The 4,864-nt window shown below is 57.5% G+C and carries 6 protein-coding genes and 1 pseudogene; all 7 read right to left on the minus strand.

Annotation, left to right across the window (positions count from 1 at the left end; genetic code table 11):
* A pseudogene (locus ACYVG7_RS04575) lies at window positions 1-554 on the minus strand (tape measure protein); the annotation flags it as partial.
* 130 nt (window positions 555-684) lie between these two features.
* Window positions 685-1,449: a phage tail tube protein gene (locus ACYVG7_RS04580; RefSeq protein ID WP_460882047.1), complete on the minus strand. Its 765-nt coding sequence runs from the start codon at window positions 1,447-1,449 to the stop codon at window positions 685-687.
* Window positions 1,446-1,868, minus strand: coding sequence for a phage tail terminator protein (locus tag ACYVG7_RS04585; protein ID WP_460882048.1), 423 nt, complete (start codon window positions 1,866-1,868; stop codon window positions 1,446-1,448). The genes ACYVG7_RS04580 and ACYVG7_RS04585 overlap by 4 nt, the downstream gene beginning before the upstream one ends.
* A complete protein-coding gene (locus tag ACYVG7_RS04590; protein WP_460882049.1) occupies window positions 1,868-2,281 on the minus strand; it encodes a gp436 family protein in 414 nt (137 codons plus the stop codon). Before ACYVG7_RS04590 ends, ACYVG7_RS04585 begins: the two co-directional genes overlap by 1 nt.
* Before the next feature lie 3 nt (window positions 2,282-2,284).
* A complete protein-coding gene (locus ACYVG7_RS04595) occupies window positions 2,285-2,776 on the minus strand; it encodes an HI1506-related protein (RefSeq protein ID WP_460882050.1) in 492 nt (163 codons plus the stop codon).
* 60 nt (window positions 2,777-2,836) lie between these two features.
* On the minus strand, window positions 2,837-3,745 hold the full coding sequence (locus tag ACYVG7_RS04600) for a Mu-like prophage major head subunit gpT family protein (protein WP_460882051.1): 909 nt from the start codon (window positions 3,743-3,745) through the stop codon (window positions 2,837-2,839).
* On the minus strand, window positions 3,746-4,813 hold the full coding sequence (locus ACYVG7_RS04605; RefSeq protein ID WP_460882052.1) for a phage protease: 1,068 nt from the start codon (window positions 4,811-4,813) through the stop codon (window positions 3,746-3,748).
* Window positions 4,814-4,864 lie beyond the last annotated feature (51 nt).

A 4,864-nucleotide genomic window follows, 5' to 3' on the forward strand; every position in this document is an offset into this window, starting at 1 on the left:
ACACCACCGATTGACGACCCGAACGATGCTGCCGCGACCGTACTGCCCGTCAGTTCTCTGGCTAGCTTCTCGGTGCGGGAGGCGGTTTCGGTGATTTCGCGCTGCAGGCGATTCTGCTCGGTGCCCAGATTGCGGGTATCGATGCCTGACTGCTTGAGCCCTACTCCCAGCTTGGTGTGGGTAGCGGCTTGGCGAACCAGCTGAGATTCGAGCTGTTTGACCTCGCTAGCCAGCAGCTTCTCTTGCTTGGCCAACTGCTCGGCATCACCGGCACCGGAGGCCTGAACCTTGCGCAATGATTCGAGTTTGTCGCGGGAGAGAACAGTCGCCAGCTCTAGCTGAGTCAGCGCCTCTTTGGACTTATTGAAGGCATCGATCTGATCGCGCTGTTGGCCGAGCTGCTGCAGACGTTCAGCCAGCTCTTTGGTCAATTTCTCCACCTCATTGGAGATAGGGCCAAGATTGCCAACCTCTTTATTGAGCGCAGCAATGTCCTCGCGGCCCGTGGCTTTGGCGGCGAGTTCGAGGGCTAGTTTCAGATCTTTGTTGCTCATAGGCCACAGGGAGGGTTGGATGGTTTAACCCCATGGTATAAAGCGGCGAGCTATGGTCGGGTTTATTGTGTATTACATAAGAAAAACCCCGCTCGATGGCGGGGCTTTGAAGTGGCTACAGCATAGCGCGTCAGACAGTCGTCGCCAACTCATCGACATAGAATGGGGCTTTTTCACCAGGGGCGATCATCAGTTCCCCTTCCAGGGTAATGTCGATAGCCTTCTCGCTCATGAAGTCCACGGCGTTCTTGGGGCTCAGGCTGGCCAGCGGCACCGTCAGCTTCACCGGGGTGCCATCGATCAGGTTCTTGCCATCCAGGATCACCTTCGCTTCAATCGCGGGCTTGAGGTTACCCTTGGTGCGCGTGCCGGTCACAGCGTTGTAGCTGTACGCCATAGTGATTGCACCACCCGCTTTCACCGCGCCCCCCTTGGTCGCCCGGATCAGGCCTAACGCATAGTTCACTTCAACATCGACATCCACACCCAGGGGTGCCGCCGATGGCCCAGTTGCAGTCAGACCTTCGCTAGCTAGGTTGGTATTTGGCAAATCAGCCCAGGCAGGATACGCAGGCAGAGTCACCGCCAGATCTGCTTTGGTTCCAGCACCTTGATTGATGGTGACCTGCTCGCCCATAAACGCAGCGGCAAACAGGATAGGAGGCACTTCATTGGTGGCAATCGTGATGATCGCAGGCTTGCCGGTGTAATAGGTTTTGCGGCTATTGCCATAGCCTTCAGCCTTTTTGCTGGTGATGGTGCGCTTATCCGCATCCGGCTTGATTTCCAGCTTATCCACTTCCAGCGGGCCAATCGCACCGGTAAAGACACCGTCCACCTTTGGATTGATGAACATCGAGCCACCGAAGTGCAGGGTTTTGGGTTCTTGATTCATGGAAGTTCTCCTTTGAATTTCAATGTAACTTCAAACGCCAGCGGCAGATATGCAACGCCAGCTTTATAACTTGGCCGCACAGATGGATTCACCCGCACGAACGTGGACTTCTCAAACGATTTTCCAGCGATGGCGGTCAACAGCCGATGCAACCAGACCCCAGCCGTTGCTTGTCCCGGAGTCGGTCTGTGAGTCAGCAGCACCAACCACTGCTGGTCTATTTTGCTGCTCAGCCCTGATTGATGGCCCTCAACGACCCGGTCCCCCTGGTAGAGGATGTGAACCGCTGGGACTATCTGACCGAGGTTCTGCACATCAGCCACTTCCGTGGCGACAAACACATCCACCAAGCCATCTTCTTTCAACGGCAGCACCAGCTCTTGGAGGCGACTGCCAGCGGCCAGCCAATCAACCTCCATCAGATAAACCCTCCGCTTTGGCGACCGAACACCCGACCATCAGATTGCAACTCGGCAAGGTTCTGGCTTTCCAGTTGCTCACCATCCGCCGCCAACCCCAGCGCCAGCTCGCCACGGCCAACAGACTTCAAGAACGCGATGGCAGCTTCATACCGCTTGCCGATTTGCTCCGGAGCCTGCTCGCCATAGAGCCGGTGGCGGGCAATGTCGCAGCAGATCGGCACCAACGCCGTTGGCACATGGGCCAATGGCAGCGGGTAACGCCCTGCCAGGTAGCCATCAATCAGGCTGCTGGCATCTGCCAGCGCCTGGGTGATAACCGCCTCATCCAGAGTGGCTGTGCCTGGGATCACCGCAACACGCAGTAAGTCGACCCCAAACCGGCTTTGCATATCCTGGAGCGTGGCGTACATGGCTTAGCCCTCGGCCTGCTCGTCAGCGACTGGCTTCTTGCCGTCAGCTTCGGAGGCGTCGTACTGGATCTTGGTGGCCGCTATAGCAGCAACCAGAGCTGGCTTATCCATGCTGGTATGGCCCTTGATTTCCAGATCCTTAGCCAGCGCCTTGAGCGCGGTATGGCTCATGTCGTCCAGTGACTTAACCGTGCCATCCGGCTCCACCACCCCGCCCAGGGTCCCAGTGGCTAAAGATGGTGGCGGTAACTGTTCGCCTACGCCGGAGCCATCCAGACCAGAGTCCACACCCCCTTTCGGCGGCGCATCATCTGCGGAAGCGTTGTTTTCAGGCGCAGCCAACACCGTGACCACCAGACGCGGGTCGGCTTCCATGGCCGCGAGCTGGCCAGGTGACACAGTGATTTTATTAACCCCCGCGTCCAGGCGCACACCCGCTCGTAAATAGCCGGTATGGGCCACAGATACGACATGAATCGGAATAGATTTGACCATCTCATGACTCCCCCTTGTGATGGGGTTTAACGCCCGTTTACACGGGCGGTAAACGGGTAGTTACAGGAAATCAGCGACCAGCAACTTGACGCGGCCCTTGAGCTCGTTCGAGCTGTTGGCATCCAGTTCGCGCTCCAACAGGCGAGTCGCAACTTTTTCCAACGATGGCGGCACAACCAGGATCGTCGGTTTGATGGCCAGCTTCTTACCACCATCCCCTTCAATGGCTCGCATCTGCACGATGGTGTCCCAGAGGTTGTCCGCATTCAGGGCACGCTTATTGGCGAACGCCAGCTGCCAGAATCCGTAACCCACGGCATCACGACAATCAACGCCATAACGAAACTCCTTCTTGGTAAACACCAACTCGTCGTCGATCTTGTCCATGGAGATCAGTTGCGGCTTCTTGCGTTCCTGGAAGATAAGTGGCTTCAAGGCGCGGCTGGTATCCAGCACATACCAAGGCTCTCCGGCATACGCCCCATCAACCACCAGGTTGGCTACAGAGACCGGCGTACCGGTACCGTCCACATTGGGATAAACCGGATGGTCTGTATCGAAGAAATACTGGCCGTCATAGCAGGCAGTGGTAAACCCAGCAGCGAGAACCGCAAAGACTTGTTCATCTGGATGGACACCAGCGGCACGCCCCATCTCCGCAAACAGTGGGGCGTAGATGCCGACCTCGTCATCTTCGATATCATTGCGATCGACCCCAACGGTCGACTCGAAGTCTTCGTTGGTGATGGCATAACCATGGGCTGCCATTGAGTTGATGACCCGATCCCCCACCCACTTGCGCAGGGATGGGAACTTACCGAGCCAGCCATAGGTGTTGGATTTGGTAGTGGACTGGATCACAGTGGCGATTTCAGTGTACTGGGACGGGACTTCGCCCAGTGCATCCTGAAAGTTCTTTTTGAAACCGGTAAAGAGCGATGAAATCAGCACGGGAGTAACAATGGCCATTTAGTTGGTCTCCTTGAGCTTGGCGAAGTCAGCATGGGAAATACCCAGCTGGTCGGCGGCGTACTTGTCTTCTGCCGAGAGCACGGCAGTTCCTTTGGTTTGCGGATCAGGCAGACTGGACGTCTGTTGTGCCGACAGGGCGGCAAGTGCCGGGCGCGGGGCCAGCATAGCTTTGAGCGCGGCGACGCCTTTTTGGGCGGCGTACTGACGCAGATAGTCCTCTTCTGCCGCCACGACCTTGCCTTTTACGCGGGCTTCCTTAATGACCGAGTCGGCATCGGTGGTATCGACCTTGGCCGACAGCACAGCCAACTGTTCGACCAGAGCGGTGTAGGTTTCTTTCGGGACATACTTGTCCAGATCAACCTGGCCCTGAGCAGGCGTAGCAGCCTTGAGTGCAGCCACGGACTGCTCCAGCTCCGGGACTTTCTTCGACTTATCCAGCGCAGCTTCGAGCGCGGAGAGCGCGGCAGTTTCCTGCTCGCCGGTCAATTGACCGTCTGCAGGCACCTCGATCCCGAGCTTGGCTAGGAGTTTCTTGAGCAACTCATTCATTTGCGGTTCCTCCTTAGAGGAGTGGGTTGTGGAATTAAACTGGGCGGCCAAGGCGGCCAGCGCCTGCATGCCAACCACCCCTGGGTCATTGACCAGGGCGGCCATGCGCAACTCCAGCGGGCGACCGTTGGCGTCATACGGAAAGACAGCAGAGAGGAACCGGTACTCGCCCGCCGACAGATGGGCGGCGGCCTTCTCGGTCCAGCGGGGTTTGATAAACAGACCTTCGCCTTCACGCCACAGGATCTCGTCGGCGTTAAACCACCCTGCGGCTGGCGCAGGTTGGCCGTTGTGGTCGGTCTTGAGGGTTTGGTGGTCGTAGTCGATCAGGATGTCCTGGCCCAGATTACGAGCCTTGGCAATTAGTACGCCTGCAGTCTGTTCGTCCAGGTGCCACTGACCGCCTTCCACATCGAAGGGTCTACCATCACGGGCTGTAAATGCGCCAGCGGGTAGCAGTTGATGCCAGCCATCCGTCGAGCTGGGCGCTGTTCCCTTTACGTGTTGGGGCAATCTATACTTGCAGTAAGTTCGCTGGACTGAGGTGCCCGCTATGGATACCAA

The organism is Pseudaeromonas pectinilytica (assembly GCF_054780855.1).

Bases quoted from the DNA above. Each gene is read 5' to 3' on its own strand.
- ACYVG7_RS04580 (WP_460882047.1), bottom strand. From the start codon at position 1,449: ATGAATCAAGAACCCAAAACCCTGCACTTCGGTGGCTCGATGTTCATC.
- ACYVG7_RS04585 (WP_460882048.1), bottom strand. From the start codon at position 1,868: ATGGAGGTTGATTGGCTGGCCGCTGGCAGTCGCCTCCAAGAGCTGGTG.
- ACYVG7_RS04590 (WP_460882049.1), bottom strand. From the start codon at position 2,281: ATGTACGCCACGCTCCAGGATATGCAAAGCCGGTTTGGGGTCGACTTA.
- ACYVG7_RS04595 (WP_460882050.1), bottom strand. From the start codon at position 2,776: ATGGTCAAATCTATTCCGATTCATGTCGTATCTGTGGCCCATACCGGC.
- ACYVG7_RS04600 (WP_460882051.1), bottom strand. From the start codon at position 3,745: ATGGCCATTGTTACTCCCGTGCTGATTTCATCGCTCTTTACCGGTTTC.